The 25961-nt window shown below is 68.9% G+C and carries 24 protein-coding genes; 10 read left to right on the top strand and 14 right to left on the bottom strand.

The window, feature by feature from the left end; translation table 11 throughout:
* Positions 1 to 6 precede the first annotated feature (6 nt).
* Positions 7 to 2691, top strand: coding sequence for an aminopeptidase N (pepN, locus tag H6G16_RS09700; protein WP_190390118.1), 2685 nt, complete (start codon positions 7 to 9; stop codon positions 2689 to 2691).
* Positions 2692 to 2694: 3 nt separating this feature from the next.
* Here pepN and H6G16_RS09695 read toward each other — a convergent pair whose 3' ends face one another.
* Positions 2695 to 3933 carry a family 10 glycosylhydrolase gene (locus H6G16_RS09695; RefSeq protein WP_242036340.1) on the bottom strand — a complete coding sequence of 413 codons (1239 nt, stop codon included), beginning with the start codon at positions 3931 to 3933 and terminating at the stop codon, positions 2695 to 2697.
* Between the two features lie 5 nt (positions 3934 to 3938).
* On the bottom strand, positions 3939 to 4949 hold the full coding sequence (locus H6G16_RS09690) for a ribose-phosphate pyrophosphokinase (RefSeq protein WP_190390117.1): 1011 nt from the start codon (positions 4947 to 4949) through the stop codon (positions 3939 to 3941).
* Between the two features lie 89 nt (positions 4950 to 5038).
* On the opposite strand from H6G16_RS09690, the gene H6G16_RS09685 reads away from it, so the two are divergent.
* Positions 5039 to 5548, top strand: coding sequence for a hypothetical protein (locus H6G16_RS09685; RefSeq protein ID WP_190390116.1), 510 nt, complete (start codon positions 5039 to 5041; stop codon positions 5546 to 5548).
* Between the two features lie 2 nt (positions 5549 to 5550).
* Here the strand turns inward: H6G16_RS09685 and H6G16_RS09680 are convergent, their stop codons facing one another.
* The gene (locus H6G16_RS09680) at positions 5551 to 6501 is read right to left on the bottom strand and encodes an LCP family protein (RefSeq protein ID WP_190390115.1); all 951 of its coding nucleotides are present in this window, start codon (positions 6499 to 6501) and stop codon (positions 5551 to 5553) included.
* Between the two features lie 91 nt (positions 6502 to 6592).
* On the opposite strand from H6G16_RS09680, the gene H6G16_RS09675 reads away from it, so the two are divergent.
* Positions 6593 to 7804 carry a Coenzyme F420 hydrogenase/dehydrogenase, beta subunit C-terminal domain gene (locus H6G16_RS09675; protein WP_190390114.1) on the top strand — a complete coding sequence of 404 codons (1212 nt, stop codon included), beginning with the start codon at positions 6593 to 6595 and terminating at the stop codon, positions 7802 to 7804.
* Positions 7801 to 9300: a 4-alpha-glucanotransferase gene (gene malQ / locus H6G16_RS09670; RefSeq protein WP_190390113.1), complete on the top strand. Its 1500-nt coding sequence runs from the start codon at positions 7801 to 7803 to the stop codon at positions 9298 to 9300. Before H6G16_RS09675 ends, malQ begins: the two co-directional genes overlap by 4 nt.
* 9 nt (positions 9301 to 9309) lie before the next feature.
* Here the strand turns inward: malQ and H6G16_RS09665 are convergent, their stop codons facing one another.
* Together H6G16_RS09665 and H6G16_RS09660 are read right to left on the bottom strand one after the other, a co-directional pair.
* Positions 9310 to 10236 carry a helix-turn-helix domain-containing protein gene (locus tag H6G16_RS09665; protein WP_190390112.1) on the bottom strand — a complete coding sequence of 309 codons (927 nt, stop codon included), beginning with the start codon at positions 10234 to 10236 and terminating at the stop codon, positions 9310 to 9312.
* Positions 10209 to 10934: a pseudouridine synthase gene (locus tag H6G16_RS09660; RefSeq protein ID WP_190390111.1), complete on the bottom strand. Its 726-nt coding sequence runs from the start codon at positions 10932 to 10934 to the stop codon at positions 10209 to 10211. Before H6G16_RS09660 ends, H6G16_RS09665 begins: the two co-directional genes overlap by 28 nt.
* Positions 10935 to 11005: 71 nt before the next feature.
* Between H6G16_RS09660 and H6G16_RS09655 the strand changes: the two genes are divergently transcribed.
* Positions 11006 to 12022, top strand: a complete 1017-nt coding sequence (locus tag H6G16_RS09655) for an RpoD/SigA family RNA polymerase sigma factor (RefSeq protein ID WP_190390110.1) — start codon at positions 11006 to 11008, stop codon at positions 12020 to 12022.
* Between the two features lie 32 nt (positions 12023 to 12054).
* Here H6G16_RS09655 and H6G16_RS09650 read toward each other — a convergent pair whose 3' ends face one another.
* Genes H6G16_RS09650 through H6G16_RS09635 form a run of 4 tightly spaced genes read right to left on the bottom strand, consistent with a single transcriptional unit; the run spans position 12055 to position 14895 of the window.
* A complete protein-coding gene (locus tag H6G16_RS09650; protein WP_190390109.1) occupies positions 12055 to 12738 on the bottom strand; it encodes a hypothetical protein in 684 nt (227 codons plus the stop codon).
* A gap of 4 nt (positions 12739 to 12742) precedes the next feature.
* Positions 12743 to 13246 (bottom strand): YqhA family protein, encoded by a 504-nt coding sequence (locus H6G16_RS09645; RefSeq protein ID WP_190390108.1) that lies wholly within the window; start codon positions 13244 to 13246, stop codon positions 12743 to 12745.
* Positions 13247 to 13250: 4 nt separating this feature from the next.
* Positions 13251 to 13712: a hypothetical protein gene (locus H6G16_RS09640; protein ID WP_242036338.1), complete on the bottom strand. Its 462-nt coding sequence runs from the start codon at positions 13710 to 13712 to the stop codon at positions 13251 to 13253.
* A gap of 37 nt (positions 13713 to 13749) precedes the next feature.
* Positions 13750 to 14895, bottom strand: coding sequence for an ABC transporter substrate-binding protein (locus tag H6G16_RS09635; protein WP_190390107.1), 1146 nt, complete (start codon positions 14893 to 14895; stop codon positions 13750 to 13752).
* A 100-nt stretch (positions 14896 to 14995) separates the two neighbouring features.
* On the opposite strand from H6G16_RS09635, the gene H6G16_RS09630 reads away from it, so the two are divergent.
* Positions 14996 to 16192: a hypothetical protein gene (locus H6G16_RS09630; RefSeq protein ID WP_242036337.1), complete on the top strand. Its 1197-nt coding sequence runs from the start codon at positions 14996 to 14998 to the stop codon at positions 16190 to 16192.
* A gap of 4 nt (positions 16193 to 16196) precedes the next feature.
* Here the strand turns inward: H6G16_RS09630 and H6G16_RS09625 are convergent, their stop codons facing one another.
* The gene (locus tag H6G16_RS09625) at positions 16197 to 17864 is read right to left on the bottom strand and encodes an AarF/ABC1/UbiB kinase family protein (protein ID WP_347238851.1); all 1668 of its coding nucleotides are present in this window, start codon (positions 17862 to 17864) and stop codon (positions 16197 to 16199) included.
* A gap of 64 nt (positions 17865 to 17928) precedes the next feature.
* Positions 17929 to 18972 carry an ABC transporter substrate-binding protein gene (locus H6G16_RS09620; protein WP_190390105.1) on the bottom strand — a complete coding sequence of 348 codons (1044 nt, stop codon included), beginning with the start codon at positions 18970 to 18972 and terminating at the stop codon, positions 17929 to 17931.
* A 136-nt stretch (positions 18973 to 19108) separates the two neighbouring features.
* Here H6G16_RS09620 and H6G16_RS09615 point away from each other — a divergent pair, with 136 nt between their 5' ends.
* The 4 genes from H6G16_RS09615 to H6G16_RS09600 all read left to right on the top strand — a co-directional run bounded on the left by H6G16_RS09615 (position 19109) and on the right by H6G16_RS09600 (position 23279).
* The gene (locus H6G16_RS09615; RefSeq protein WP_347238850.1) at positions 19109 to 20332 is read left to right on the top strand and encodes a hypothetical protein; all 1224 of its coding nucleotides are present in this window, start codon (positions 19109 to 19111) and stop codon (positions 20330 to 20332) included.
* Positions 20333 to 20415: 83 nt separating this feature from the next.
* On the top strand, positions 20416 to 21792 hold the full coding sequence (locus H6G16_RS09610) for a lysine decarboxylase (protein WP_190390104.1): 1377 nt from the start codon (positions 20416 to 20418) through the stop codon (positions 21790 to 21792).
* On the top strand, positions 21746 to 22423 hold the full coding sequence (cbiT, locus tag H6G16_RS09605; protein ID WP_242036335.1) for a precorrin-6Y C5,15-methyltransferase subunit CbiT: 678 nt from the start codon (positions 21746 to 21748) through the stop codon (positions 22421 to 22423). Before H6G16_RS09610 ends, cbiT begins: the two co-directional genes overlap by 47 nt.
* A 10-nt stretch (positions 22424 to 22433) precedes the next feature.
* On the top strand, positions 22434 to 23279 hold the full coding sequence (locus H6G16_RS09600; protein WP_190390103.1) for a phosphatidate cytidylyltransferase: 846 nt from the start codon (positions 22434 to 22436) through the stop codon (positions 23277 to 23279).
* Positions 23280 to 23292: 13 nt separating this feature from the next.
* Here H6G16_RS09600 and H6G16_RS09595 read toward each other — a convergent pair whose 3' ends face one another.
* From H6G16_RS09595 to H6G16_RS09585, 3 genes are read right to left on the bottom strand one after another with little or no spacing between them, the layout of a single operon-like run.
* Positions 23293 to 23931: a DUF2993 domain-containing protein gene (locus tag H6G16_RS09595; RefSeq protein WP_199289330.1), complete on the bottom strand. Its 639-nt coding sequence runs from the start codon at positions 23929 to 23931 to the stop codon at positions 23293 to 23295.
* Positions 23928 to 24821: an alpha/beta fold hydrolase gene (locus H6G16_RS09590; protein WP_190390102.1), complete on the bottom strand. Its 894-nt coding sequence runs from the start codon at positions 24819 to 24821 to the stop codon at positions 23928 to 23930. Before H6G16_RS09590 ends, H6G16_RS09595 begins: the two co-directional genes overlap by 4 nt.
* Entirely contained in the window at positions 24818 to 25924 is a 1107-nt protein-coding gene (locus H6G16_RS09585; RefSeq protein ID WP_190390101.1) for an iron-containing alcohol dehydrogenase family protein, read from the bottom strand. Before H6G16_RS09585 ends, H6G16_RS09590 begins: the two co-directional genes overlap by 4 nt.
* Positions 25925 to 25961 lie beyond the last annotated feature (37 nt).

Below are 25961 nucleotides of genomic sequence, written 5' to 3'. Positions count from 1 at the left end.
GTCCCCATGGCCCTGGTGCGCCTCGCCGACTACCGTCCGGCGCCCTATCTGCTCGACCGCACCGACCTGACGGTGCAGCTGCACCCCGACCACACCGAAGTGGTGGCCCAGCTGGCCTTCCGCCCCAATCCCGCCGCTGGGTCCGCTGGGGAGTTGCCTGAGCCCCTGGTGCTCCAAGGGGTGGATCTGGAGCTGATCGAGCTGCGGCTCGATGGCCGGTTGCTGGAGCCGGCGGCCTATCAGCTCGGCAACGACCAGCTGCTGATTCCCGCGCCCCCCGCGGGCCCCTTCCAGCTGGAGAGCCGGGTGCGGATCCACCCGGAAACCAACACCAGTCTCGAAGGGCTGTACGTGAGCGGCGGGCTGTTCACCACCCAGTGCGAGGCGGAGGGGTTCCGCCACATCACCTTCCACCCCGACCGTCCCGACCTGCTCAGCCGCTTCCGGGTGCGGATCGAAGCCGATGTCGCCAGCTGCCCGGTGCTGCTCTCCAACGGCAACTGCGTCGAAACCGGTGGGTTGGAGGGCGGCCGCCACTACGCCATCTGGGACGATCCCTTCCCCAAGCCCTCCTATCTGTTCGCCCTGGTGGCCGGCCGACTCGAGGAGGTGCGCGGCAGCTTCACCACCGCCAGCGGCCGGTCGGTGGCCCTGCGCATCCACGTGGAGCCGGGCGATGCGCCCTACACCGCCCACGCCATGGCCTCCCTGCAGCGCTCGATGGCCTGGGATGAGCAGCGCTACGGCCTCGAATACGACCTCGATGAGTTCAACATCGTGGCGGTGCGCCACTTCAACATGGGCGCGATGGAGAACAAGAGCCTCAACATCTTCAACTCCAAGCTGGTGCTTGCCGATGCCGAAACCGCCACCGACGGCGAGCTCGAGCGGATCGAGAGCGTGATAGCCCATGAGTATTTCCACAACTGGACCGGCAACCGCATCACCTGCCGCGACTGGTTCCAGCTGTCGCTGAAGGAGGGCCTCACCGTGTTCCGGGATCAGAGCTTCACGGCCGATCTGCACGGTGCGGCGCTCAACCGCATCGAGAACGTGGCGATGCTGCGCAACACCCAGTTCCGGGAGGATGCCGGCCCCACGGCCCATCCGGTGCAACCCGATGCCTACCAGGCGATCGACAACTTTTACACCACGACGATCTACGAGAAGGGATCCGAGGTGATCCGCTGCCTCCACACCCTGCTGGGGGAGGAGACGTTCATGCGGGGGATGGCGCTGTACGTGAGCCGTCACGACGGCACCGCCGCCACCTGCGAAGACTTCGTGCAGGCGATGCAGGATGCCGCCGCCGGGCAGGCGACATTTGACTTTGCCCAGTTCCGCCGCTGGTACCACCAGGCCGGCACGCCGCGGCTGCACATCCAGCGCCATTGGGATGGGGAGGCCGGCGTGCTCGAGCTGCACGTGCAGCAGCACACCCCCGCCACCCCCGGCCAGGCCGACAAGATGGCGCTGGTGATTCCCTTGGCCCTGGGGCTGCTTGACCAGGCCGGCGATCCCCTGCCCGTTCAGCTGGAGGGAGAGGAGGCCGCCGCCGCACCCCTGCCGCCCTCCTGGGGCCAGGCCACCCGCCTGCTGGTGATCGACCAGCCCGACCAAACCCTGCGTCTGGTGGGGCTGCCGCGCCAGGCCCATCCGCCTGCCCTCTCGCTGCTGCGCCAGTTCTCCGCCCCGGTGGTGCTCGAGATGGGGCGGCCCACCGCCGAGCTGGTGCACCTGCTGGCGGCCGACAGCGACCCCTTCGCCCGCTGGGATGCGGGCCAGGTGCTGTTGCGCCAGGCCGTGCTGGCCCGGGCCGCCGGTGGTTCCGATGGTCTGCTGGAGGAGGAGCTGATCGATGCCTTTGGCCGGATCCTGGCGGACCCCTCCCTGTCGGAGGCCAGCCGCAGCGTGCTGATGGCGCTGCCGGGCATGCCCGAGCTGGAGGATGCCGCCACGGCCGCCGGCCAGGAACCCGATCCGCCGGCCCTGTTTGCCGCCCTGATGGCCCTGCAGCAGCGGTTTGGCACCGCCCTGGCCGAGCCCCTGGCGGCGGCCCTGGAGCGTTGCACCCCCCAGTGGGGGTTGGCCTGGCCCGAGGGCAATGGCGATCGCCTGCTCACCGGCACGGTGTGGAGCTGGCGGGTGGCGGCTGGCGACGGGGCCGTCTGCGCGGCGGCGGCCGCGGCGGTGCGGGGCCCCTCCATGACCCTGGCCCGCGCCGGCCTGCGGGCCCTGCAAGCCCACCCGCTTCCCGAGCGGCAGCAGGCGCTGGAGGCCTTCTACCAGCGCTGGCAGGACAAACCCGTGATCCTCGATGCCTGGTTTGCCCTTGAGGCCTCGGCCCCCTTCGCCGATGGGTTGGAGCGGGTGGATCGGCTGCTGGCCCATCCCCGCTTCGATCCGGCCGCGCCCAATTCCGTGCGGGCCGTGCTGGGCGGCCTGGCGGGCAATGCGCCGGTGTTCCACGCCGCCGATGGCGCCGGCTACCGCTTCATGGCGGAGCGCATCGCCGAGCTCGACCAGCGCAACCCGATCACCGCCTCACGGTTGGCCAAGGTGTTCAGCCGCTGGCAGAGCTACGGCCCGGGCCGCGCGGCCGCGATGCGTGCAGTCCTCGAGCAGCTCGCCGCCGCCCCCCTCTCGCCCAACACCGGCGAGGTGGTGAGCCAGTGCCTGGGGGCGGGTTAGGCCTCAGCGCAGGGGCAGGGGCGGCGGCGGGCGCAGGGGGCCATTCAGGCTCTGGTGCAGCTGGCGGAAGGCGGCCTGGCGGTAGGCCGCGCCCTCCGGCCCGGCGTGCAGCCCCCACAGGCCTTCCCAGTAGAAATAGATCACGCCGTGGCCCTTGCTGGCCGCCAACTGGGTCTTCTGGGCCAGGGTGGCCATGGGGGGCGTGCGGCCGCCGAAGCCCGCCAGGATGCCGATCTCCACGGGCATGCCCCAGCTGCGCGCCTTCACCAGGGCGGGCTGGTTGAGGTCTTTCTCGAAGCCCTGCACCGAGTAGGCGTAGTTCTGCACCACCAGGTCGTCGATCAGCTCGCCCAGGGCCCAGAGCTCCCAGTCCTGGAGCCAGTGGTTGTAGGCAAAGCGGAAGGGTCCGGGCGAGAGGCTGATCACCGTGCGCTTCGGCACCGACCCCGCCGGGGCATCCAGTCGCTTGAGCTGCCCCCGCAGCTCCCGCAGCAGCCCGGTGAGCTGCTGGCGCCGCCAGCGCATCCAGGCCCGGTCGGTGTGGTCCTCGGGGGGCTCGCGGCCGGTGTCCTGGAGGTAACGGGCGCGGCTGAAGGGGTCGTAGCCCAGTTCCACCGGCCAGGCGAAGTGGTCGTCGAGCTGGATGCCGTCGACGCTGCAGCGCTGCACGATCTCGCTGATCAACCCCAGGAACCGCTCCCGCACGCCGGGATGGGCCGGGTTGAGCCACACCATCGGCTTGCCGTGCATGGCCATCGTGCTGCTGCCATCGCGCCGTTGCAGCACCCACTCCGGGTGCTGCCGCACCACCGCGGCATCCGCGGGCTCCATCAGCCCGTACTCAAACCAGGGGATCACCTGCAGCCCGCGCCGGTGGGCGGCCTGGGTGAAGCGGCAGATCGGATCGAGGTTGGGGTTGGCCTGCTCCAGGGCCGGCTCCAGCGGGGCATGGCGGGACCGGTGGAAGGTGGCCCCCCGACTCCACACGTTGGGGTAGAGGGTGTTGAAGCCGGCGTCGGCCAGCTCGTTCACGGCCCGGTCAATGCGGGCCGGGTCGTAGTAGAGGGGGCTGGGGCTGTTGGTGAGCCACACGCCAATGCGGCGCGGGGGCGGCTGGCCCGGCAGGGGCCCGGCGGCGGCGGCCGAGAGGGCCCAAGGCAGGGTGACCAGCAGGCTCACCGCCGCGGGCAGGAAGGCCTTGAGCCGGGCGCCGCGGCGCAACCGGGCAGGGGGGCGGCGCAAGGGGCTCAGCGGCGGAACATCGAGCTCACCGAGCTCTCCTCGTGGATGCGCCAGATGGCTTCGCCGAGCATGTTGGCTACCGACAACACCTGCAGCTGGGGGAAGCGGCCGTCGTCGCTGCGGGGAATGCTGTTGGTGACGAGCACCTCCTCAAACAGGCCCGGTTCCGACAGCCGCTCAACCGCCGGCGGAGAAAACACCGCGTGGGTGGCGCAGGCCAGCACCCGGGTGGCGCCGCGCTGGCGCAGCAGGCGGGCCCCGGCGCAGATGGTGCCGCCGGTGTCGATCATGTCATCGATCAGGATGGCCGTCTTGCCGGCCACATCGCCGATCACCGTGAGGCTTTCGGCCACGTTGTGGCCGGAGCGGCGCTTGTCGATGATGGCCAGGGGGGCATCGTTCATCTGCTTGGCGAAGGCCCGCGCCCGCGCCACACCGCCCACGTCCGGCGACACCACCACCACCTCGCCCAGGTCGCGGGTGCGCAGGTAGTCCACCAGCACCGGCGAGCCGTAGATGTGGTCGCAGGGGATGTCGAAGTAGCCCTGGATCTGGGCCGAGTGCAGGTCCATGGCCAGCACCCGATCCACCCCGCTCTTGGCCAGCAGGTTGGCCACCAACTTGGCCGTGATCGATTCGCGCCCCGCCGTCTTGCGGTCGGCGCGGGCGTAGCCGTAATAGGGGATCACGGCGGTGATCTGGCGGGCGGAGGCCCGCTTGCAGGCGTCCACCATGATCAGCAGCTCCATCAGGTGATCGTTCACCGGAGCGCAGGTGGGCTGGATCAGGAACACATCGCAGCCGCGAATCGATTCCTGGATCTGGATGTAGAGCTCGCCGTCGGCAAAGCGCTTGATCACCCGCGGGCCGTCGGGCACCCCCAGGTAGGCGCCGATTTCCCTGGCCAGGGCCTGGTTCGAGGTGCCACTGAACAGGCGCAGCCGGCGGGTGTCGTGAGTCGACTGGGTCGCGCTGCCCTGGGGCGCCACGCGATCAGCGGTCAGGAAACTGGTCACGGCGGGCGCGGACGCGTCGGCTGAAACCTGATCGTAGAAGCGAGCCCGCCCCCCTAGTGCAAACATCCATGACGCTTTCCAGGCTTGGAATGCCGCGCCCCCTGGTGCTGGTGGCCGCCGGTCCGGCCGCTGCCGTGATTGCCCTGCAGCAGCAGGCCGGGCCGCCACTGGCGTCCGCCCTGGGCCTGCCCTGGTGTGGGCCCCTGGCTGATCGGGTGCCCCAGCTGGCCCTTGCCCCCCTGGCCCAGCAGGGACCGGGCCTGGTGCCCCTGCCCCTGGATCCGGGCTTGCCCCTGCCCGGGGTTGGCCACTGGGCCGAAGCCCTGGGGGCCTGGCGCCAGCCCGTGCTGCTGCTGCTGGCGGGTGACCAGCTCCACAGCGGCCTGCCGGCGGCGATGGTGGCCCTGCTGCTCCAGTGGCAGGTGCCCCTGGCGGGGCTGGTGCAATGGGGCGGGAGCTGGGATAGGGAGGCCCGCCGCGCTGACGGCCTGCCCTGGCTGGGCTGGCTCCCTCCAGAGGGCGCCGAGCTAGACGGGGCCGAGCGGGGCCAGTTGGCCCGGGCCCTGGAACTCCGCTGGCGTCAGATCGTCGACGCCTGAGTTCAGTTGGCCGTGGGCGGAGCCGGCCAGAGGGGCTCGGGGGCGGTGCTGGCGATCTGGCGCAGGGGCACGTTGGCGCTGGCGGGTGCCAGGGGCACCCGGCTGAACTGCACCGTTTCGCCGTGGCTGAGGCCGGCGGCCAGCAGGCTCAGGGTTTCCGATTGGCTCAGGTTGGTCACCACGCCGGCGTTGAGCGACTTCACCAGCCCGGAGAGCTGGCCGAGTTGCTCCGGCAGGGCCATCTCCCGCAACAGGCTGCGCAGCACCAGTTGCTGGTTCTCCTGCCGGCTGTCCTCCGGCCGGGCGGGGTCCCGGTAGCGCGCCAGCTGTTCCACCTGGCTGCCCGTTAGCCGTTGCAGGCCGCCCTGCAGGTTGATCGAGAACGACTGGCTGCGGTCGTTGTACCGCAGGGCCAAGGTGGGGTTGGCGGAAACGCTGCCCAGGCCATCCACCAGGCTGCGCAGGGTGGATCGTCCCATCACCAGGTAGCGCTCCGGTTGGCCGGAGTCGAGCTCCAGCAGGTTGCGCACCGCATCAGCCAGGAGCGCCGGCCCGCCCAGCCGGTAGAGGCGGCCCAGGCCGACGGGCTTGGTCTGGCCCGGCAACTGCACGGCCAGGTTGGTGGGCAGGGTGAGCACCTGCAGGGGCCCCTGGGGGTTGACCCGCACCAGCAGCAGGGCATCGACGTTGGCCGGACCCGGTGGGGCGGCCCTGTTCAGCCGATCCCCGGGACGGTCGCTGTCCAGGCCGATCACCAGCAGGGTGATGCTGCGGCTGGGGGGTTTGGCCAGGTCGGCCGGGGTGAGTTGCTGCACCGGCTGGATGGCGCGGTCGGGCTCGGGCCAGAGCAGGCCCAGCAGCCCCAGACCGGCCACCCCGCCCACGATGGCCGCCAGCGCCCTCACCAGGGCGGGCCCCCGGCGGAGCTTGGGCGGGGCGGGACGTCGGACCATTCGAGCTGGGGCGGCAATCCACTTTGGCCCACCCCTGCGGCCGGCACCCGATAGGTTGAGCCCCTGCTGATGTGGCGAGGGGACTCCGTAGATGGCTGCCAGTGCTCCCCAAGGGCAGGCGCCCCACGACAAAGCCCGGCCCCTGGCCAAGGGCAGCGTCTATCCCGCCAAGGATCTCTGCAGCCAATGCGGTCTGTGTGACAGCCGCTGGGTGGCCTACGTCAAGGACAGCTGCGCCTTCCTGAACCAGCGCTTTGAGGCGATGGAAACCGCAGCCCATGGCCGCAGCCGCGACCTCGACAACGACGACGAGCTCTACTTCGGCGTGCAGCAGCGCATGCTCACCGCCCGCCTGGCCCAGCCGATCGAGGGCGCCCAGTGGACGGGGATCGTCAGCCGCCTCGGTGTGCGCGCCCTGGAAACGGGCTTGGTGGATGCGGTGCTGTGCGTGGGCCAGAGCGACGACGATCGCTTCACGCCCGTGCCGCGGCTGGCCCGCACCCCCGAGGAGGTGCTCAGCGCCCGGGTGAACAAGCCCACCCTGTCGCCCAACCTGGAGGTGCTCGAGCAGTTGCCCGGCAGCGGCATCCGCCGCCTGCTCGCCATCGGTGTGGGCTGCCAGATCCAGGCCCTGCGGGCGGTGCAGCCCACCCTGCCCCTCGAGGAGCTGTATGTCCTGGGGCTGCCCTGCGTCGACAACGTGTCGCGGCAGGGTCTGCAGACCTTCCTGGAGAGCACGGTGAGCTCCCCGGAGACGGTGGTGCACTACGAGTTCATGCAGGACTTCCGCATCCACTTCCGCCACAGCGACGGCCGCGAGGAAACGGTGCCCTTCTTCGGGCTCGACACCCCGAAGCTCAAGGACGTGTTCGCCCCGAGCTGTCTGAGCTGCTTCGACTACACCAATGCCGGTGCCGATCTGGTGGTGGGCTACATGGGGGCGACGTTCGGGCGCCAGTGGCTCACCGTGCGCAACCCGAAGGGTCAGGTGCTGCTCGACCTGGTGGAGAGCGAGCTCGACGTGGCACCTGTCACCAGCGGTGGCAACCGCCTGGCGGCGGTGCAGCAGGGCATTGAGGCCTACGACAAGGCGGTGAAGCTGCCCCTGTGGCTGGCCAATCTGATTGGCTGCGTGGTGGGGCGCTTTGGCCCCAAGGGTCTGGAATACGGCCGCTTCTCGATCGATTCCCACTTCACCCGCAACGCCCTGTGGCTTCGGCGGAATCACCCCGAGAAGGTGGACGCCCACATCCCCGCCTTTGCCCAGAAGATCATTAGCCGTTACCGGCTGCCCGCCTCGTGAGACGGGCCGGCGTCCTGCTCCACCCCACCGCGCTGCCGGGCCCTGGCGGCTGCGGCGGCTTCGGCCAGGCCGCCCACGACTGGCTGGCGCTGCTCGGCCGCCATGGCATCGGCGTGTGGCAGCTGCTGCCCCTGGCCCCCACCGACGGCACCGGATCGCCCTACAGCTCCCCCAGCGGTTCGGCCCTCAACCCCTGGCTGCTGGATGCGGAGCTGCTGGTGCAGCAGGGTTTCCTGCAGGCTTCCGACCGGGACGCCCTGCCCGGAGCCGCTGACCGCTCCGGCCCCCTGGATCTGGCCGCCATGCCGGCCCGCAGCCGCGCCCTCGGCGAGGCCCTGGCCCGCCGCTGGCCGGCCCAGCCGCAGGAGCAGCAGCGTGCCTTTGGCCGCTGGCGCCGCCGCCAGCGCGGCTGGCTGCCCGACCACGCCCTGTTCATGGTGATCCGCCGTCTCCAGGACGGCCAGCCCTGGTGGCTCTGGCCGGCGCCCCTGGCCCGCCGGCAGCGTCCGGTCTTGCGCCGCCTGGCCAGCGAGCGGGCCGACTGGCTGTTGCAGGAGGAGCTGCTCCAGTGGCAGCTCGAGTGTCAGTGGCAGCAGCTGCGGCAGCAGGCCCAGCGGGTGGGTGTGCAGCTGCTGGGCGATCTCCCCTTCTATGTGGCCCATGACAGCGCCGATGTGTGGGCCCACCGGGCCCTGTTTTCCCTGCGCGCCGATGGCAGCCTCACGGCCCAGAGCGGCGTGCCGCCCGACTACTTCTCGGCCACCGGCCAGCTCTGGGGCACGCCTGTTTACCGCTGGCCCCTGCACCTGCTCAGCGGCTTCCGCTGGTGGCTCAACCGGCTGGGGCGTCAGTTTGCCCTGCTCGATCTGCTGCGGCTCGACCACTTCCGCGCCCTGCAGGCCTTCTGGAGCGTGCCCGGCGATGCCCCCACCGCCGAACACGGCCGCTGGCGCTGGTTTCCGGGCTGGCCCCTGCTCACCCTGCTGTGGCTGCGGCGGGGGCTGAAGCTGCCCCTGATCGCCGAAGACCTCGGCGTGATCACCCCCGCGGTGGAGGCCCTGCGCGATGGCTTTCGCCTGCCGGGCATGAAGATCCTCCAGTTCGCCTTCGACGGCGATCCCACCAACCCCTACCTGCCCGCCAACATCCGCGGCCCCCGTTGGGTGGTGTATACCGGCACCCACGACAACGCCACCAGCGTGGGCTGGTGGCAGAGCCTCGATGCGGCAGGTCGCCGGCGGGTGGCGGAGGCGGTGGGGGCGCCGATCACGTCCCCGGCCTGGCAGCTGCTGGAGCTGGCCCTGGCCAGTTCCGCCGACCTGGCGGTGGTGCCCCTGCAGGACCTGCTGGAGCTCGATGATCGGGCCCGCTTCAACACCCCCGGCACCAGCTCCGGCAACTGGACCTGGCGCCTCGACCAGCCCGTCGCCGCCCTCGATGGGGCCCTGCAGGGCTACGGCACCATGGCTGCCCGCTACGGCAGGGCTCCTCGTTAAAGCTGCCCGTTAGGGCTGGCTGAACGTGCCGGGCTTGCCCTGGACGGGCTTCAGGGCCGTGCCGTTCCAGCTCACCCGGTCGCCGGGGCGGGGAGGGGGCTCAACCTCCAGCTGGAAGCGGCCGGTGAGGGGCAGGCTGAGGCTGCCGCTGGCGCTACGCAGGTTGGTGCGCACGCCGCTGGCGCTGTCGAGGCTGAGCTGGCTGGGCTGGGCCAGCTGCAGCTCCAGCACCCCCGAGCGCAGCGGCTGGGCGGCCGGTGCCCGCCGCAGTTGGCCGAGTCCCTGGCCCCGGGCCGCCAGCTCGAGGGGCCGCAGATCGGGATAGAGGGTCAGCAGGGCCTGCTCGGGCCGCGGCGGCTTGGCCTGCTCCTGGGCCGGCAGGGGCGGGATCGGCCGCAGGGCCAGCAGGCCCTGGGCCGCCAGATGTTGCTGCTGCAGATTCACGGCGTAGATCAGCCCCACGGTGAGCAGGCCGTACAGCAACGTGCCCTGCCAGGTGGTGAACACATCGATCGACCCCGGTGTGAACCGGCGCAGCAGTGGCTCCCGCCGTTGGCTCTGGGGCAGCCGGTCGTTGTCGGGCAACACCGACTCGAGGCAGCCGGAGGGCAGCTCCAGGTGCCGCTCGATCAACGGCAGCATGGTGCGCAGATAGGTGGCCTCGGGCAGCCGGTCGCGCCAGCCCCGTTCCAGGGCTTCCAGCACCGCCGTGCTGATGCGGGTGTCGAGGGCCAGCTGCCGCAGGCTCAGCCCCCGCTCCTCGCGCCGTTGCCGCAGCCGTTGCCCCGCCGCCAGCAGGGGATCGGCAGGCGGCTGCTGGGCGCTCACGGGCTCCGGCAGGGGGGCCCGGCGCCACCAGCGGCCGAGCCGGCCCTGGGGGCGCTTGGGTGGCAGCTGGGGGGGGCGGGTCAGGGCTGGGTTGTCAGTGCTTGCCATTCTTGGCGATCGAGGCGCCGCCAGCGACCCTCGGGCAGATCCCCCAACGGCAGGGGGCCGATCGCCAGCCGCTGCAGATCCCGCACCGGATGGCCGAGCAGGGCTGCGGTGCGCCGGATCTGCCGGTTGCGTCCCTCCCCCATCTCCAGTTCCAGTTCCGTGGTTTGGGGTGTGCGCCGCCGCACCTGCAGCCCCACCGGTTGGCTGGCCCGGCCGTCGAGGGGCACGCCGGCGGCCCACCGGCTCAGGGTTGGGCCATCGGGCCGGCCCTGCACCCATACCCGGTAGGTCTTGCGGTGGCCGTAGCGGGGGTGGGTGAGCCGCAGGGTCAGGTCGCCCTGGTTGCTGAGCAGCAGGGCGCCGCGGCTTTCCGCGTCCAGTCGGCCCACCGGGTGCAGCCCGCAGCCGTCGCGCAGCTCGGCCGGCAGCAGGTCGAGCACGGTGGGGCGCCCCTCGGGGTCATGGCAGCTGCAGACCACCCCAGCCGGTTTGTTGAGCAGCAGCAGCAGGGGCTCCGGCCGGCTGGCCAGGGGCTGGCCCCGCACGCTGATCCGGTCGTGGGCGGGGTCGGCCCGATCCCCCAGCTGGGCGACGGCGCCGTTCACCTGCACCAGCCCCTGCCGCAACAGGGTTTCGGCCTGGCGTCGGGAGCACAGCCCGGCGGCGGCCATCAGTTTCTGGAGCCGTTCAAGGGCCATGTCCCCCATGCTGCCTCCTGGAAAAGGATGGTAGGTTTGCGAAACAAAAGCGTTTCGTAATTCCGGCTGCCATGCCTGCCCTGCCCGTTCTCGGCTCCAGCTCAGGTTCGGACGGCTCCTCGGCCCAGGGTGGCGGCGACCTGGTGCGCAGTTACCTGCGGGACATCGGCCGGGTGCCGCTGCTGACGCACGAGCAGGAGATCACGCTGGGGCGTCAGGTGCAGGAGCTGGTGGCGCTCGAAGAGCTCGAGGGAGAGCTGGAGAGCCGGATGGGGAGCAAGCCGAGCCAGGCGGAACTGGCCCAGGCGGCGGGCCTGAGCGCGCCCTTGCTGAAAAAGCGTCTGCAGGCGGGGCGGCGAGCCAAGGAGCGGATGGTGGCGGCGAACCTGCGGCTGGTGGTGAGCGTGGCCAAGAAGTACACGCGGCGGAACATGGAGCTGCTGGACCTGATCCAGGAGGGGACCATTGGTTTGGTGCGGGGGGTGGAGAAGTTCGACCCGACGCGGGGCTACAAGTTCAGTACCTATGCGTACTGGTGGATTCGCCAGGGGATCACGCGGGCGATTGCGGAGAAGAGCCGCACGATCCGGCTGCCGATCCACATCACCGAAACGCTGAACAAGCTCAAGAAGGGTCAGCGGGAACTGAGCCAACTGCTGGGCCGCACGCCCACGGTGACGGAACTGGCGGAAGCGGTGGAGCTCCCCGAGGAGGAGGTGAAGGACCTGCTGTGCCGGGCGCGCCAGCCGGTGAGCCTGGAGACGAAGGTGGGCGATGGGGATGACACCGAACTGTTGGACCTGCTGGCGGGGGATGGGGAGCTGCCGGAGGAGCGGGTGGATGGGGAGTGCCTGAAGGGCGACCTGCGGGCACTGCTGGAGCAGCTGCCGGAGCTGCAGGGTCGGGTGCTGAAGATGCGCTACGGCATCCCCTGCGAGCAGGCCCCCGGTGAGTCCGAGCCCATGAGCCTCAGCGCCATTGCCAAGCACCTGGGCATGAGCCGCGACAAGACGCGCAACCTGGAGCGCAAGGCCCTTGAGGGGGTGCGGGCCCAGGCCGCCATGCTCGAGGGCTATCTGGCGGCCTGAGCCTGCACTTGAGACCCTGTGAAAGGGCGAACTCAGCTGGTGGAGCTCACGGAGCGGGCGATCAGCACGGTGAGCATCAAGATCGCCAATAACACCTGCAACGCCATCACCAGCTTGGCCCGCCGTGACATCACCGCTTCGGAGGTGGGGCCGTAGGTGGAGTTGACGTTCAGTGAAATGAACAGGTAGTCGATGATGTGGGGCTCAGGCGGATCTTCACCTTCACGGCTGGGCCAGACAAACGCCCCGCCCGGGGTGCTCACATCCAGGAAGATGTACACGAACATGAACACCAGCACGCTTTCCATGTAAACGGCGGCCACGTCCCAGAGTCCGCCAAGCCCTCCTCCCCTTTGACTGCCCGCACTGGCCACCATCGAGAGCACGTTGGTGATCACCTGCACCATCGAAAACAGCAGATAGGCCAGGGCCCAGCGAAACAGCTCGCGCTTTTGGCCGCGAAACAGGCTAATGGTGAGACCCAGCGTCACGGCGATGAACGCAATCGTGCCGATGAGATCGATGTTGTGCACCAAAGTGCCGAGATTGGGGGTAATGACGTCCCGGTTTTTGAGGTGGTGTACCAACAGCAAATCCATCATCCACACCCCTGTGGTGGCGGCGATCACGGCAAGCCGGCCCCTGCCATGGGTGAGGCGATCGCGCAGCAGGTCGGCGGGTCCGCTGCCGGAGTTTTTGGGGGTGGATGGGGCCATGGGCTCAGCCCTGTTCGTGGGTGGATGGATGGGGGGCGTGTGGGGGGCGGTGGTGGCCGCTCCGCTGGAAGATCACCAAGCCAATGGTGACCGCCAGAAAGCCAAGCCCTCCATAGAGCAGGGCTTCCGGTTGGCTTTTGGTGCTCAACTCCATCTGCTTGAGGGAAGCCATGCTCTCCAGGTAGAGAATGGCCATGATCAGAATCAAAAAGCTGGAAAAGGTGCTCTTGAGTTGATGGAGGTCGTGAAACCGCAGCCCCCGAGGCATCGGGATGTTTCGCATGGTCAGGCTGATCATGCCAGCGGCAATAATCAAAATACCAATCCCAAGCAATAGGAGGTCGACCGTTCCAATCATTTCCAGTTCTTCGGCAAAACTGGCCTGGCCCCTGAGGATGTTTTCCCCCACCTTGGCCATCCGCAGCGCGGCCAGGGAAAAGACAAGCCCGGTGGCCACCACCAGCCCTACGACCCCCGTAAAGATGCCGATCCGAAAGAATCTGGGCATGGGTTCAGAAGAACTGGTCGAAGTTGTCGAAATCAACGGCGCTGAAGGTTCCATCTTCCACCTGACCCATCAGTCGCTCCAGCTGAACCCACAGGGCTCCGGCCGTGGCGATGGACAGCACAAAGGACACCAGCAAGGCCACCCCGGCGGAGAAGCCAAACACCTGCAGGCTGCCGCCGATGAACAGGGTGATGCCGAGTACCACGCCGATGTAGGGCAGGGTGATGGCCAGGGTGCCCAGGGGCAGCAGGGCCAGGCGATCCTGTTTCCAGCCTTCCAGCCGGTTCTGCACCAGCTTGGCGAAGGTGAGGCCGCAGAGCACGCCGATCGCCAAGCCCACACCCGCCACCAGGTAGGGCGGCTGCATGATTTGGGCGTATTCCAGCAGGATGTCGCTGGAATCCAGGTCGCCAAACATCCAGCCCTCGGCCAGGTCGGGTGGCAGATCGGGCGGCAGGCTGGCCATCGGCAGCATGGGTTGGGGTGGCCGAGACCCTAGGCCCTCAGGGCTCCCAGCGCTGGGAGCCCAGAAAGGTGAGATCCACGTAATGGCTGCCGTTGTGGTCGTTGGGGCCCAGTTGCACCCGGTACCCGCCGAGGTCGACATTGCCCATCGTTTCCAGGGCTGTCACAAACCGCTGGCGGGTTGGGGAAGGCCCCGCCCGGCGCAGGCCCTCCACCGTCATCTTGGCGGCCAGAAAGCCCTCCAGGCTGGAGAAGCCGAAGTGCGGTTTGGCCTGTTGGCGCCGCATCAGCTGCTGGTATTCGCGCACCACCGGCACCCGCTCATTCCAGGGGAAGGGCACCACCTGGGCCACGCCGATGCCGCTGGCTTCGTGGCTCTGCAGGGAGGCCCTCAGGGCGCTCGTGCCCACAAAGGACACATTCATCAGCTGGGCGGTGCTGCCCTGCCGGTGCATGTCGCGGCTGAAGGAGGCGGAGCTGGGGTAGGCGGCCACGATCAACACGGCGTTGGCATTGGCCTGCTGCACCGTGCGCACGGCCCCACCCGTCTGGGTGGAGTTGCGCTCCACCCTCGCTGTGGCCACCGGCTTGAGGCCGTGACGCTTCAGGGCCTTGAGGGCGCCTTTGAGCCCGTCCTGGCCGAAGGCATCATTTTGAACAACCACGGCGATTCGATGGCGACCGCTGCGCACCAGGTCATTCACCATCCGGTCCATTTCCTGGTGGTAGCTGGCGCGCAGGTTGAACACCATCGGCCGGTGGGGCTGGCGCAGCAGCTGGGCCCCGGTGAGGGGGGCGATCAGCGGGATCTTGGCGCTCTCCACCAGGGGCAGTACCGCTTTGACGGTGGGGGTCCCCACATAGCCGAACAGGGCGAACACCTTGTCGCGCTCGATCAGCTGCCGGGTGTTGCGCAGGGTCAGGGGTGGCTCGTAGCGGTCGTCGAGGCTGACCAGCTTCAGCCGCTTGCCATGGATGCCGCCCCGGCGATTCACCTCGGCGAAGTAGGCCAGGGCCCCGTCTCGATATTCCTGCCCGAGCAGGGCGGAGGGGCCGCTGAAGGGGGCTGACTGGCCCAGCACCAGTGGCGCCGGCGTGGGTTTGGGGCGGGGTTGGGGATCGGCGGCGCCCAGGGCGGGGAGAGCCGGGAGTGCCAGGGCCAGGGTGAGTCCGAGCACACCCATCGCCGCCCCTGGCTGATGCCCGCTGTTCAGCTTTAACTTCGGGGCACAGCAGCGGCTTGGCATGGGGCAGCGCAGGCAAAGGCCGTGGAACGTTTTGGCGATGGTGGCCGTTGTTCTGGCTGCCATCCTGGCCATTCTTGGGATCAGCCGCATTGACGTGAGTCCGGTGCAGAGCCGGGATGCCCTGCGCCTGTCTTCGGCCTCGCGCGCCCTCACCACCCTGCCCCTGGGCGAGAAGCCCCCCATCGGCGTCTGGAGCGCCATGCGGGGCGATCAACTCAGCGCTGGGGAGGAGCGGGTCGATCGCGCCGAGTTGGAGCAGGCTCCCTACAAGGTGCAGGTGGGGGTGTACTCCACCAGCAATTACGAGCTCGATCTCACGGTGCCCAGCTATTCCAGCAGTGGCTATGTGTGGCTGCGCTGGGAGGAGCCCATGCAGCGCTATGTGGAGAGTCGTGGGGGTGATATCTCCAGTTTCTTCATTGTCTTGAACACGCTGCTTTCAGATAAGGATTCAAGTCTCGCTCCGGTGGGCGCGGGCCCGATCAAATTGGCTGATGGCAGTTATTACCAGCTTTTTACCTACATCGGCCGTTACTACGTCGATCGGGCCAGTTTCCGTCACTATCCCTTCATGACCATCAGCCTGCCGCTGGTGATTGAGGCCAATGATGTGGATGGTCAACTGGGCTATCGCAATCTCCGCCTGATTCCCGAAATCCGCAACAGCGGCATGGGCCTCTATGCCCGCATCATCGGCTGGCTCAACACGGGCTGGTCGATCGCCGAATACCGCCACCACTACGCCACCAACTTCGGCCTGGGTGGGGAGGAAAACGACTACAGCCAGATTCTATTTGAGATCTCCTACGGCACCTCCTCCTGGTCGTCCTTCTGGCGGCTGCTGCTGCCCTTGGCCGTGCTGATGACGATGGTGTTGCTGGTGTTCAAGGTGCGTCCAGATGAACAGGATGCCCGCGCGAGTATCCCGGTCACCGTGCTGTTGACCCTGGTTTTCCTACAGCAGACCTATCGCGACCAACTGCCGAATCTGCCCTTCCTCACCTTTTTGGATCAGGTGTATGTGGTGGCCTATGTGGTCACCTTGGCGGCCTTTGTGTTGGTGCTTTGGATTGGCCGTCGCTACGCCGTCATGGAAACGATGGAGGATCCTGTTGCCAAGGAGGCCCTCCAGCGTCACCTGCATCGCCTCGATGACACCTGGCCCTTGGTGGTGGTGCTCCTGGGAGGAGCCGCCATCACCTTCTGCTGGATCACGATTCCCCAGGTGATTTGAAGGCTCAGGCCGCCAGTGGCGACAGCCGGGAGAGCATGCCACCCACGAGTTTGCGGGGGCTGAAGGTGCGACCCATCAGGTTCAGGAGGGCGCGCAGGTCGTCGGTGTGGAGCCGATCGCCCTGCACCAGCGTGAGCAGCAGCCGCTGCCGCAGGCTGCTGCCCCCTGGCCCCAGCAGCAATTTCAGGCCCGCCCCAGCCACCGGCAGCAGGTTCGGGCTGGTGCTGTCGTTCTCCACCACGGCCAGCAGGTTTTCCAGCCGTTCGATCCGCAGTCGACCCTCCCGATCGAACAGCACCTCGAGCAGCTTGTCGCGCATCTCGCTGGTGTCCCCGGCCAGCAGCCGGCGGGCCACGTAGGGATAGGCCACGTTGATGATCTTGAAGCTGGGATCCAGTCGCAGGGCCAGGCCCTCCTGGCTCACCACGGCCCGGATGATCAGGGCGAAGCGGGCCGGCACCCGGAAGGGGTAGGCATACATCAACTCCGAAAAGCGATCGGTGATCGCCTTGAAGTTGAAGGAGCCCACGTTGTCCCCCAGGGCCCCCCCCAGCACTTCTTCCAGGGCGGGCACGATCGGGTCCAGATCGGCCTTGGGATTGAGGAATCCCAGGGTCACAAAGTCCCTGGCGAGGGAGCGGAAATCCCGGTTGATCAGGTGCACCACGGCCCCGGTGAGGGTGAGGCGATCGCTGTCGCTGATCGAATCCATCATCCCGAAATCCACGTAGGCCACGTGGCCCAGGGCCCCGGTTTTGCCGGAGAGGGCAAACAGGTTGCCGGGGTGGGGATCGGCGTGGAAGTAGCCAAATTCCAGCAGTTGCTGCAGGCCCGCGATCACCCCAGTGCGGATCAGGGCAGCCGGATCCAGGTTGCGGGCCTCCAGGGCCTGGCGTTCCTGCAGCTTCGTGCCATTGATCCACTGGGTGGTGAGCACGTGTTCGCTGGAGAGCAGCCGCTCCACCCGGGGCACCGTCACCTCCGGCTGGGCAGCGAACAGATCGGCGAACCGCTCGGCGTTGTTGGCCTCGAGCCGGTAGTCGATCTCCTCAAACAGGGTGGAGCCGAATTCATCGATGATGTCGCCCAGCCCGAAGCCCAGGTTGAGCGGCAGGAACGGGGCCGTGAGCACCCCCAGCAGCCGGATGATCACCAGATCCCGCCGCAGAATCGTGGGCAGGTTGGGACGCTGCACCTTCACGGCCACCCAGTGGCCATCGGCGAGCTGGGCCTTGTACACCTGCCCCAGGCTGGCGGCAGCCACGGGGTAGTCGGGGAACTGCTCGAAGAGCTGATCGGCCGGAGCGCCCAACTCCCGCTCGATCGTGGCCAGGGCGATGGCGTGGGGGAAGGGGGGCAGGTTGTCCTGCAGCTGGGTGAGCTGTTCGAGCCAGTCGCGCCGCACCAGGTCGGGGCGGGTGGAGAGGGCCTGGCCCACCTTGATGAAGCAGGGGCCGAGGGCGGTGAGGGTGGTGAGGATGCGGCGCCCCAGCTGTTGCTGCACCTCGGTGCTGGTGCTGTTGCCCTGCACCACCAGCACCAGGGCCAGGCTGCCGAGCTGCCAGAGCACCACCAGCAGACGACTCACCAGCACCCACGGGCGCAGCAGCAGCCAGCTCAGATCCCGGCCAGGGTCGTAGCGCGGCCTGCTGGCGGCATCGGCGATGGTCACGGGCACGGCAGCCGGACGATCGACAGACTCTAGAAACGCGATCCGCCTGCCCAAGGGTGGGAACTCAGGGCCCCCAGCGTTGGGAACCGAGAAAGGTGAGCTCCACCAGATCACTGGCCTGGTTGTCGCCCGGCCCGAGCTGCACCTTGAAGCCGCCCAGGTCGAGGGACTTCAGGCTGCGGAAGGCCCCCACCACCTTGGCGCGACTGGGGTCGGGTCCAGCTTTGTCCAGGGCGGCGGTGAGCCAGCGGGCAGCCAGGAACCCCTCCAGGCTCGTGTAGCCGTAGCGGGCCTCCCCTTGCTGCCGCTGCATCAGCTGCTGGTACTGGGCCACCAGTGGGACCCTCCGGTTCCAGGGGAAGGGAACCACCTGGGAGATGCCGATGCCATTGGCCTGGCCCCCGGGCAAGGCATCTTGCAAGCCCTCGATCCCGACCGGCGAGAGGTTCATCAGTTGGGCCCTGCTGCCGAGTCGGGACAGGTCGCGCGTCAGGGAGGCGGAGGTGGTGAAGGTGGCGATCACCAGCACGGCATTGGCCTGGGCGGCCAGCACCTTTCGAGCCGCGGCGTCCGTGTTGGTCGAGTTGCGCTGGACCCCGGCAATCGCCACCGGCCGCAGGCCATGGCGGGCCAGGGCCACCTGGCTGGAGCGCAGACCGTCTTCTCCGTAGGCATCGGTGATGTGCACCACCGCCACCTGGTGGCGGCCATCGCGCACCAGTTGGTCGATCACCCGATCGATCTCGGCCTGGTAGCTGGCCCGCAGGTTGAACACCATCGGACGAAAGGGTTTCAGCACGGCCTTTGCCCCGGTGCGCGGCGCCACGTAGGGGATGCCCACCCTCTCCACCAAGGGAAGAACGGCCTTGGAGTTGGCCGTGCCGAAGTAGCCGATCAGGGCGATGGCCTGCTGTTGTTCCACCAGCTGGCGTGTGTTGCGCAGGGTGAGTTTCGGGTCGTAGCGGTCATCCAGGCTCACCAGGCGCAACCGCCGGCCGTGGATCCCCCCGCGCCGGTTCACGTCGGCAAACCAGGCGAGCAAGCCTTCCTGGTAGTCCCTGGCCGTTTGGGCGGAGGGCCCGCTGAACGGGGCCGACTGGCCGATCACCAGCTCTTGGGGCGCCTGAGCAGGTTGCCGCGCTGCCGGTGCCGATCGCACCAACAACGGTGCCAGAAGCGGTAGCAGTAGCAGGGCAAATCTGCGTCTGGCGCGTAATCTCGGGATCACCGGCCTCCTGAAACCAGTGCGGAAGCAGCGGCGCTGGAATCTGCTCGCCACATTGTCGCTCCTGCTGGCGGTGATTCTGGCCTTGATTGCGATCACGCGCATCGACATCAAACCGGTCCAGACCCGGGATGCCCTGCGGCTGTCCACCTCAGCTCGATCCCTCACCATCGATCCGGATCACTTGCCCGCCAGTGGCTGGACCACCCTGCGGGGTGACCTGCTCAATGCCGGTGAGGCCAAGGTGGATCAGGAGGCGTTGGCCACAGCCCCCTATCGGGCCCAGGTTGGGGTCTACGCCAATACCGCTTCCGAGCTCGATCTGAGCGTTCCCAGTTTTGCCTCCAGTGGCTACATCTGGTTGATCTGGGATGAGCCCCTTCAGCGCTATCTCGATGCGGCAGGTATCGCGATTGATCAGCGCTTCACCCTGCTCAACACCCTGATCACCGACGCCCCACCCGAGCTCAATCCGGTGGGTGAAGGCCCCGAGCGGCGTGCCGATGGGGGGTATTACCAACTGTTCACCTACCGCGGCCGCTATCTGCTCGATCAGGCGAGCTTTCGCCATTACCCCTTTATGAGCATCAGTCTCCCGTTGTTCATCGAGGCCGACGACGTGGATGGCAGCCTCAGCTACAACCAGCTGCGGCTTGAGCCCGACATTCGTGACAGTGGCATGGGGTTCAATGCCCGCATCCTGGGCTGGTTGAACCAGGGCTGGTCGATTGCTGAATACCGCCACCAGTACGCCACCAGTTTTGGCCAAGGGGGTGGTGAAAGTGATTACAGCCTGGTGTTGTACGAGATGTCCTTTGGCACCTCCGCCTGGGCTGCGGTGTGGCGGTTGTTGCTGCCCCTGGTGGTGCTGATGGCGATGGTGTTGCTGGTGTTCAAGGTGCGCCCGGATGAACAGGATGCCCGCGCCAGCATCCCGGTCACGGTGTTGCTGACGTTGGTCTTCCTGCAGCAGACCTATCGCAGTGATCTGCCCGTTCTTCCGTTCCTCACCTTCCTCGATCAGGTGTATGTGGTGGCCTATGTGGTCACCCTGGTGGCTTTTGTGTTGGTGATTTGGATTGGCCGTCGCTATGCCGACATGGAGGCGATGGAGGATCCCGCGGCCCAAGCCGCGTTGAGGGGGCGGCTCGAGCATCTGGATAACAGCTGGCCCGTGGTGGTGGTGCTCTTCAGCAGCCTGGCGATTGCCGTGGCCTGGTTCACGATTCCGCCCGGGGCCTGACCAGGCTTCGTGCCGCTGGGGCGATGGTTCTGGGCACGGCAGCCGGTCGATCGGCAGACTCAAGCCACGTGATCTGCTCGTCCATGGGCCTGCCGCTGCATCTGCCGGCCCATGGCCGCGGACGGGGGCTGTCGCCCGCCCTGCAACGCCTGCTGCGCCAGCGCCCGGGCCGCTGGGACCTGCCGGAACTGCCGGAGTTTGGCGGTCCCCTCATCGATAGCGGTGCCGTGGCCGAGGCCCAGCGGCGTTGTGCCCACCAGCTCGGTGCTGGGGCGGTGTGGTTTGGCGTCAATGGCGCCAGTGGCCTGCTGCAGGCGGGCCTGCTGGCCCTGGCCCCCCCCGGCAGCCGGGTGCTCCTGCCCCGCAACCTGCACCGCTCCCTGCTGCACGCCTGCGTGCTCGGCCAGGTGCGGCCGTTGCTGTATGACCTGCCCTTCGATCCGGCCACGGGGCTGTGGCGACCGCCCGGCCCGGCCCACCTGGCGGCCATCCTCAAGGCGGCCGGTCCCGTGGCGGCGCTGGTGCTGGTGTCCCCCAGCTATCAGGGCCAAAGGGCCGATCTGCCGGCGCTAGTGGCTCTGGCCCACGGCCATGGGGTGCCGGTGCTGGTGGACCAGGCCCATGGCCGTGGGGAGGCGCTGGGGGCTGGGGCCGACCTGGTGGTGCTCTCCGGCCAGAAGGCCGGAGGTGGCCTGGCCCAGAGCGCGGCCCTGTTGCTCCAGGGGCAGCGGGTCGATCCTGCTGCCGTGGCCCGGGCCCTGCTGTGGCTGCAGACCTCGAGCCCCAGTGCCCTGTTGCTGGCCTCGGCCGAGGCGATCCTGCAGGAGCTCACCAGCCCGGGGGGGCGCCACCGCCGCCGCCGGGCGGAGCAGATCGGCGAGCGCCTGCGTCGCCGCTGTCTGGCGGCGGGCTTGCCCCTGCTGGCCAATGACGACCCCCTGCGGCTGGTGCTGCACACGGCGGCCCTGGGGATCAATGGTCTGGATGCCGATGCCTGGCTGCTGGAGCGGGGCGTGATTGCCGAGTTGCCCGAGCCGGGGGCGCTCACCTTTTGTCTGGGCCTGGGGCCGCCGGTTGGGGTGGTGTGGCGGCTGCCCCGCCAGTTGCAGCGGCTGCGGCGTGCCCTGGGGGGCCATCCCCTGCCGCCCTTCAGTGCCCCGCCCCTGCCCCTGGTGGCGGAACCCGAGCTTCCGATCGGCCAGGCCTGGCGGGCTCCTGCCGAAACGGTGCCGCTGGCCGCGGCGGCTGGCCGGATCGCGGCTGAACCGCTCTGCCCCTACCCCCCCGGCATCCCCCTGCTGGTGCCAGGTGAGCGGATCGATTCGGCCCGGGCCGTTTGGCTGCAGGAGCAGGCCCGGCTTTGGCCTGGCCAGATCGCTGATACGGTGAGGGTTGTGGCCGGATCGGGGGGCGATGGATCTGCCTGCGTCGATGAATCACCAGCCATCGGTGGCTCCTGACCAGGCCTCGCCCCCGGCGCCCTACCAGTGGGATTTCGTCACTCCCGGGCTGCCCGACAGCGCCTTTGAGGATGCCCCGGGTTTCAGCCCCACCCCGATGGAGCTGCGGGTGATGCTGCTGGCCCATCTGCGCCCCCGGCCCGATTCCCTGGTGTGGGATGTGGGTGGGGGCACGGGTGCCCTGGCCCTCGAGATCGCCCGGCTGATGCCCAGGGGCGCGGTGCATACCCTCGAGCGTGATCCCGATGCCATCGAGCTGCTCGAGCAAAACCGGCGCCGGTTCGGCATCTCCAACCTGCACATCCATGCCGGGGCCGCTCCGGCCGACCTGGCCCAGCTTCCCCCCCACCCCGATCGGGTGCTGCTGGAGGTGGGCCGTCCCCTGGGCGATGTGCTGCTGGCGGTGTGGGAGGCCCTGGTGCCCCAGGGACGCCTGGTGATCAGCACCGCCAGCCTGGAGGGGCTGGTGGATGCCACCGACACCCTGGGCCATCTGCAGGCCAGGGATGTGCAGGTGGTGCAGGCCACCGTGCACCGCATGCAGCGGCGGGGCAGCCAGGCCAAGCTGGCGGCGGCGGAGCCCCTGTTCCTGATCGCCGCGGAGCGGTCCCCCCACCCCGAGCCCGCCTGATCTGCCCGCCTTGATTCCGTCCCCCCGCACCGCCACCTCCCTGCCCCGGCTGCTGAGCGGTTGGGCCGCGGGCGCCTTCGGCTTCGTGGTGGTGATGCTCGGCGGCTGGTGGTTCACCGTGGCGGTGGGCCTGATCGTGCATCTGGGCCTGCTGGAGTTTTTCCGGATGGCCCAGTTCAAGGGGATCCGGCCCGCCACCAAAACCACCCTGGTGGCGGTGCAGCTGCTGCTGGTCACCACCCAGCTGGCCAGTGGGGGCGGTTGGTTTGCCGGTGATGTGGCCGCCGCCGTGCTGCCCGCCTCCGGTGCCGTGATCTGCGGTTGGCTGTTGCTGCAACCGGTCACCGGCACCATCGCCGACATCGCCGCCTCGATCTTCGGGCTCTTTTATCTGGGGTTCTTGCCCAGCTACTGGATCCGTCTGCGGGACCTGGAGGGCTCTGGTCTGGCCCTCACCCTGTTGGCCTGTTTCCTGATCGTGGCCACCGACATCGGCTCCTACGTGGTCGGCCGCCGGCTTGGTCGACACCCCCTCTCGCCCATTTCCCCGGGCAAGACCGTGGAGGGGGCCCTCGGTGGGGTGGCCTGTTCGATGGCGGTGGGGGCCCTGGGGGGCACCTGGATTGGCTGGAGCTGGGGCTGGCTGATCGGTGCGGTGCTTGGGGCGGTGGTGGCGGTGTTTGCCCTGGTGGGGGATCTCACCGAATCGATGATGAAGCGAGATGCGGGCCTGAAGGATTCCGGCGATGCGATTCCGGGCCACGGCGGGGTGCTCGATCGCATCGACAGCTACCTGTTCGTGCCGGCGGTGGTGTATTCCCTGGTGACCCTGGTGTTGCCCCTGGTGCAGGGCTAAGGCTTGCTGTGGACTAGACGCTCACGCGGGCTTCGCCCACAAGCTGCACCATGCCGGCTTCCAGGCGGGCGTCGCTGATCGTGATGCCTGGATCCATCGGCAGCCGGCTGCGCAGGCTGCCGTCGCTGGATCGGATCTCCACGCTGCCCTCCACGGCGGCGATGGTGGTTTCCAGTGCGATCAGGTCTGGGCGGCCCAGGCCCCGGGCGGCGAAGATCAGCCGGTCGCGGCTCATGCGCAGCTCCACCAGCGGCACGATGCCCAGCAGGGCCTCGCCAAGGCTGTCTCCCAGGGCCCGCCACGGGGGGGCACTGAGGGAGCGGGTGAGACCATCGGGGGTGAAACTCACCTGGCCTTGAATCTGGAAGGCCCGTTCCAGCTGCAGCGGTTGCCCCTTCAGCAGGTTGCCGATGTGAACCTGGATTGGGCCGCTGCGCAGCTCCACCAGTTCGATGTGGAGCTCCCGGTACACCACCCGCCGGGCCAGCAGTTGCACCCCCGCCAGCCGCCCGCGCAGCAGCTGCAACGCCGAGCCCTCCAGCTGGATGTCGAGGCTGCCGATGCTCTGGCACTGTTGGCGCACCCACAGCTGGAGGCCGCTGGCCAGCAGCTGCATCACCGGTCCATTGGCCTTCTCCTCAGGACTGCTCATACTGGACTGAACCAGGTGGCGGCGACGGTAGCGGCCTGGTCGAGGTGGGGGAGGTGGCCGCAGGCCTCCAATTCGCGCACCCGTCCGCCCAACAGGGCCAGGGCTGCCTTTTTCTGGGGAGCCCGCAGGATCCGGTCATCCGCTCCCCACAGCACCTGGATCGGCTGCTCGGGCAAGGGTGCCCCACAGCCCGCGAAGCCGCCGGAGCGGGCGAAACGGCGCAGGGCTTCGCCCCAGTCCGGGCTCTGCAGATGCAGCGAGGCGATTTCGAGTTCCGCAGCACCCACCGAGGCCTCCGGATCGGCGAAGGCGGTGCGGCAGAGGCCCCGGCGCACGCCGGGCAGGGCCAGAAAGCGCACCCCCAGCCCGTCCAGCAGGGGTGGCAGGGGCATGGGCCGGCCCGTGAGGCCTGCGGGGGCCAGCAGCAGCAGCCGTGTCACCTGCTCTGGCAGGCGCCGGGCCAGCTCCACCGCCACCGAGCCCCCCATCGAGGCGCCGATCAGCCCGAGGGGGGCTGGGTTGCGTTGCTGGATGGCTGCCACCAGGGCCTCCAGGTGGCGCAGCACGCCGCTGGGGCTGTAGTCGCCACCCGCGGGTCGGGGGCAGAAGCCAAAGCCGAACAGGTCGGGGATGAACAGTTGGGCACCCCCGGCCAGCAGCGGTGCGAGCCGGCGAAATTCCAGAAAGGAGCTGTCAAAACCATGCAGCAGCAGCACCGGTGGGCCTTGCCCCAGCACGGCCACCGGCCAGGGCCCCCAGCCGTCGCCAGCCTCGAGCTCGGGCAGGGTCCACCACTCCACCTGGGCAGCCAGCTCCCGGCCCTGGGGGTCGAGCAGGTTGCGGGCCGCCGCGCGTACCAGGTCCTGTTGGGTTGGGGCCTCGGTGGTCACGCGGGCTGGCGCTCGCTGCTGCAGGTGCTCACCAGGGCGGCCAGCAGGTCGTTGGGCCCCACGGCGAAGGGCAGATGGTGCAGATCGGAGCCGTCGCGGCAGGCGAAGCTGCAGGCCTGCTGCAGCTCGTGCAGGCCGGCCTGCCCCAGGCCCAGCTCTTCAAGGCTCACCGGCAGCCCCAGCCGGCGGAAGAGAGGCAGCAGTTGTCGCCGCGCCTGGCCGGCGAGCTGGTTGCCGCCGAGCACCTCCTCCAGCCGCAGCTGCACCAGGATGCCGAAACCCACCTTCTCGCCATGGAGGTGGCCGTGGCTGGCCTCCAGTTGGGTGAGGCCGTTGTGCACCGCGTGGGCGGCGACGGTGCGGCAGCGGGCCCCGCCGATCCCGCCAATCAGTCCGGCGCTGAGGCCACAGGCCTCCGCCACCCGTTCCCAGGCGGCGCTGGTCGGGTCGCCCAGGGCGGCTTCGGCCTCGAGCATCAGCTGGTCCCGCAGCACCCGGGCCATCTGCACCGCCTGCTGCACCAGTCCGTCGCCGCTGGCGCCGCTGCTCACGGAGGCCTCGTACCACTTGGCCATGGCGTCGGCGATGCCACTGGCCAGGGTGCGGGGCGGGGCCTGGCGCACCAGGGTGTGGTCGAAGATCAGCAGATCTGGGCAGCGGGCCAGGGCCACGTCGCCCAGAAAGGCTCCCGCAGGGGTGTACACATTGGCCAGGGCGGTCCAGCCGGCGCAGGTGGCCGCACTGGTGGGCACGGTGATGCACACCAGATCCTGTCGGTGGGCCAGCAGCTTGCCGGCGTCGAGCACCTTGCCGCCACCGATGGCGACCACGGCATCACAGGCGCCGTCCTGCAGTGCGATCGCCACCCGGCTGAGGTCCTCTTCGCAGCAGTCGTGGTGCAGTTGGGCGGCGCGGGGGGCCAGGCCCGCTGCGGCCAGATCGGCGTTGAGCTGCTGACGCAAGCCGGCGGTGGCGGCGCTGCGGCCGAGCAGCAGGGGCCTGCGGCAGAGCTGGGCGATGCGGGGTACACCCTGGCTCCAGGCCCCAGGGCCCCGCAGCACCTCGGCCGGAGCGATGGCGTGTTGGCTCAGGGGGTTGCTCATCCCGGTGTGGTCGTCATCCCCAATCGATGGTACGGGC

Origin of the sequence: Cyanobium sp. FACHB-13342 (genome assembly GCF_014697415.1) — a bacterium.
Classification (GTDB): Bacteria; Cyanobacteriota; Cyanobacteriia; order PCC-6307; family Cyanobiaceae; genus Cyanobium_A.
Note: the sequence above shows the minus strand (reverse complement) of the source record. Positions and strands in the feature narration are given on the sequence as shown.

Excerpts from the sequence above, each read along its gene's own strand:
- pepN (WP_190390118.1), top strand. The coding sequence starts at position 7 with ATGGCCCTGGTGCGCCTCGCCGACTACCGTCCGGCGCCCTATCTGCTC.
- H6G16_RS09685 (WP_190390116.1), top strand. The coding sequence starts at position 5,039 with ATGCCGCGCCCCCTGGTGCTGGTGGCCGCCGGTCCGGCCGCTGCCGTG.
- H6G16_RS09680 (WP_190390115.1), bottom strand. The coding sequence starts at position 6,501 with ATGGTCCGACGTCCCGCCCCGCCCAAGCTCCGCCGGGGGCCCGCCCTG.
- H6G16_RS09675 (WP_190390114.1), top strand. The coding sequence starts at position 6,593 with ATGGCTGCCAGTGCTCCCCAAGGGCAGGCGCCCCACGACAAAGCCCGG.
- H6G16_RS09665 (WP_190390112.1), bottom strand. The coding sequence starts at position 10,236 with ATGGCAAGCACTGACAACCCAGCCCTGACCCGCCCCCCCCAGCTGCCA.
- H6G16_RS09660 (WP_190390111.1), bottom strand. The coding sequence starts at position 10,934 with ATGGCCCTTGAACGGCTCCAGAAACTGATGGCCGCCGCCGGGCTGTGC.
- H6G16_RS09655 (WP_190390110.1), top strand. The coding sequence starts at position 11,006 with ATGCCTGCCCTGCCCGTTCTCGGCTCCAGCTCAGGTTCGGACGGCTCC.
- H6G16_RS09650 (WP_190390109.1), bottom strand. The coding sequence starts at position 12,738 with ATGGCCCCATCCACCCCCAAAAACTCCGGCAGCGGACCCGCCGACCTG.
- H6G16_RS09645 (WP_190390108.1), bottom strand. The coding sequence starts at position 13,246 with ATGCCCAGATTCTTTCGGATCGGCATCTTTACGGGGGTCGTAGGGCTG.
- H6G16_RS09640 (WP_242036338.1), bottom strand. The coding sequence starts at position 13,712 with ATGGCCAGCCTGCCGCCCGATCTGCCACCCGACCTGGCCGAGGGCTGG.
- H6G16_RS09635 (WP_190390107.1), bottom strand. The coding sequence starts at position 14,895 with ATGGGTGTGCTCGGACTCACCCTGGCCCTGGCACTCCCGGCTCTCCCC.
- H6G16_RS09630 (WP_242036337.1), top strand. The coding sequence starts at position 14,996 with ATGGTGGCCGTTGTTCTGGCTGCCATCCTGGCCATTCTTGGGATCAGC.
- H6G16_RS09610 (WP_190390104.1), top strand. The coding sequence starts at position 20,416 with ATGGGCCTGCCGCTGCATCTGCCGGCCCATGGCCGCGGACGGGGGCTG.
- cbiT (WP_242036335.1), top strand. The coding sequence starts at position 21,746 with ATGGATCTGCCTGCGTCGATGAATCACCAGCCATCGGTGGCTCCTGAC.
- H6G16_RS09595 (WP_199289330.1), bottom strand. The coding sequence starts at position 23,931 with ATGAGCAGTCCTGAGGAGAAGGCCAATGGACCGGTGATGCAGCTGCTG.
- H6G16_RS09585 (WP_190390101.1), bottom strand. The coding sequence starts at position 25,924 with ATGAGCAACCCCCTGAGCCAACACGCCATCGCTCCGGCCGAGGTGCTG.